Here is a 2281-nt window from a genome sequence, read left to right as displayed (position 1 = left end):
GCTGGAGCTCATCGAGCAGGTTCTCGGCCGCCAGGGCCGCCGCCAGCTGCGCCCCCCCCAGCACGGCGATGCGCCCCTGACCCAGGGCCGCCAGATTCCCCAGGGCCTGGGGCCAGCTCTCCAGCGGCAGGTGACGCGCGAAGCCCTCCGCAGGGGCGCCGGGGGGCAGCGGGGCGGCCTGCAGCAGCCATCGTTCCAGGGGCTGGCGGAAGAAGGGCAAAGCGGCGGGCAGCCGGCCACTGCGGCTGACCGCGATGGCGATCGGCTGGGGGTGGCGGCCCTGGGAGCGGCGGTCCTCGAGCAGAGCGGGGCTGTGGATCAGGCAGGTGCTGCCGTGGCGCCGCAGGGTCTCGGCACCCACCAGGACGGCATCGGCCCAGGCCAGGGCCTCCTCCAACACCTGCCGGTCAGCGGCGCCCCCCAGCTGGGCCGCCCCCCCTTCGGCCGGCGCCAGGCGGCCGTCGAGGCTGACCGCCAGCACGAGCCGCAGCTCCGGCGTTGCCGCCGGACTCAAACGGCCGCAAGGGCTTCGAGGGCCGCCGGGACCATCTCCAGCTGGGGGGTCTCGGCAAAAACTTCAGCGGCGTTGTTGGGGCTCTCCTGGAGGCGCACCTTGTGCAGCCGGGCGCCGGTGGCGGCGATGGGGGCGCTGAGCAGGTCGGCGATGTGCAGGGCGATGTTCTCGGCGGTGGGAACGCAGTCGGCGAAGTGGGCCACGTCCTTGTTCAGGAAAGTGTGGTCGAAGGGCTCCACCACGAGGTCGGCCACCAGCTGCTGCAGCGCGGCCAGGTCACAGACCATGCCGGTGCGCCCATCGATCGAACCCCGCACGGTGATGTCGAGCAGGTAGTTGTGGCCGTGGCCGTGGGGGCGGGCGCACTTGCCGTAGATCGCCTCGTTCTCGCTCTGGCTGAGCTCAGGCCGGGCCAGGCGGTGGGCCGCGGCGAAGTGGGTGCGGATCGAGAGGAAGGCTTCCATGGGATTGATGGAGGGACCGCAGAGCACGTCGGCCCAGAGGTTGGTTTGTTCGTGGAGCCGCAGGGCCACCAGCGGCAGATGGGGGGCCAGGCGCTGGCGGATGGCCAGCAGCAGGGCCTCGGTGGTGGGCAGCCGGCCCTCGGGGCGGGAGAGGTCGAACTCGGGCCAGACCTCGTTGAGGAAACGGAAGTCGAGCGGCTCGGTCACCTCCCGCCGGATGGCGTGCTTGACGTCGGAAAGGTTGAGCACCATGCCGTCGCCGTCGAGCGGGCCGCCCATCGCCACGGTGAGTTCGTAGTTGTGGCCGTGGCCCGGGGCGAGGCTGCAGCGGCCGAAGCGCCGGGTGTTCTCGGTGTCGTCGAGTTCCGGCAGCCGGTAGAGGTGGCTGGCACTGAAGGTCGCCCGGCGGGTGATCACGCAGGGGCGGCCACGCCCGTGGGCGGCGCTGGTGGGGGAGGGTGCCGCCGGAGGGGCGGTCAACCGGGTTGCGGTCATCGCCGAGGCCCAGGGGACGCCCATCCTAGAAACGGGGTCCGGACCGCCGCCGACCGCGAACCCATGGCCCCAGCCGATGACGCCCCGCCCCGCCCCTCGCACCGAGGCCTGGCCCGCCGTCTCGATGGCCTGAACATCTACCTGGTGGGGATGATGGGAGCCGGCAAGAGCGCCGTGGGGCGCCCCCTGGCCGAGGCCCTCGGCTATCGCTTCATCGATGCCGACACCGCCCTGGCGGAGGTGGCCGGCCGGCCGATCGCCGAGATCTTCGCCAGCGACGGGGAGGACGGCTTCCGCGCCCTGGAGACCGCCGTGCTCAACGGCATCGCCAGCTGGCATTCCCTGGTGGTGGCCACCGGGGGCGGGGCGGTGACCCGGCCGGAGAACTGGGGTCACATGCGCCAGGGGGTGGTGGTGTGGCTCGATGCCCCGGCGGAGGAGCTGCTGCGCCGCCTGGCCGCCGACCCCACGCCCAGGCCCCTGCTCGACACCGCCGATCCCGCCGCCCGGCTGGAGGCGCTGCTGCACGAGCGCCGGCCCCTCTACGCCCAGGCCGACCTGACCGTGGCCCAGCGGGGAGGTCTCCCGGCGGCGGTGGCCCTGCAGGTGCTGGAGGCCCTGCCCTCGGTGCTGCGCGACCCCACCCAGGCTCCGGCCGAACCCGTCCGGCTGCAGGACACGGGCGGGCAGGCCCGGCCCTCGCTCAACTGAGCGGCAGGAAGGCGTTCAGGCCGGCGGTTCCAGCCGCACGGCGAACCACTGGATCGCGCAGCCCGGCGCCAGCTCCAGTTCGCAGGCGGTGTCGAGC

Annotated in this window: 4 protein-coding genes; 1 reads left to right on the top strand and 3 read right to left on the bottom strand. The window is 73.5% G+C overall.

Features of this window, described 5'->3' with window-relative positions; translation table 11 throughout:
* The coding region (locus tag VB737_RS16365) for a dihydrofolate reductase family protein (protein ID WP_500314518.1) at positions 1 to 514 on the bottom strand (514 nt) is incomplete at its 3' end.
* Complete coding sequence (locus VB737_RS16360; protein ID WP_500314516.1) at positions 511 to 1473, bottom strand: 6-pyruvoyl trahydropterin synthase family protein; 963 nt, start codon at positions 1471 to 1473, stop codon at positions 511 to 513. The genes VB737_RS16365 and VB737_RS16360, both read right to left, overlap by 4 nt.
* A 63-nt stretch (positions 1474 to 1536) precedes the next feature.
* On the opposite strand from VB737_RS16360, the gene VB737_RS16355 reads away from it, so the two are divergent.
* Entirely contained in the window at positions 1537 to 2184 is a 648-nt protein-coding gene (locus VB737_RS16355) for a shikimate kinase (protein ID WP_500314515.1), read from the top strand.
* Positions 2185 to 2199: 15 nt separating this feature from the next.
* Here the strand turns inward: VB737_RS16355 and VB737_RS16350 are convergent.
* A partial coding sequence (locus VB737_RS16350) for a CRR7 family NDH-1 assembly protein (RefSeq protein ID WP_500314519.1) occupies positions 2200 to 2281 on the bottom strand: 82 nt, incomplete at its 5' end.

The organism is Synechococcus sp. BA-120 BA3 (genome assembly GCF_034931285.1).
Classification (GTDB): Bacteria; Cyanobacteriota; Cyanobacteriia; order PCC-6307; family Cyanobiaceae; genus Cyanobium.
Note: the sequence above shows the minus strand (reverse complement) of the source record. Positions and strands in the feature narration are given on the sequence as shown.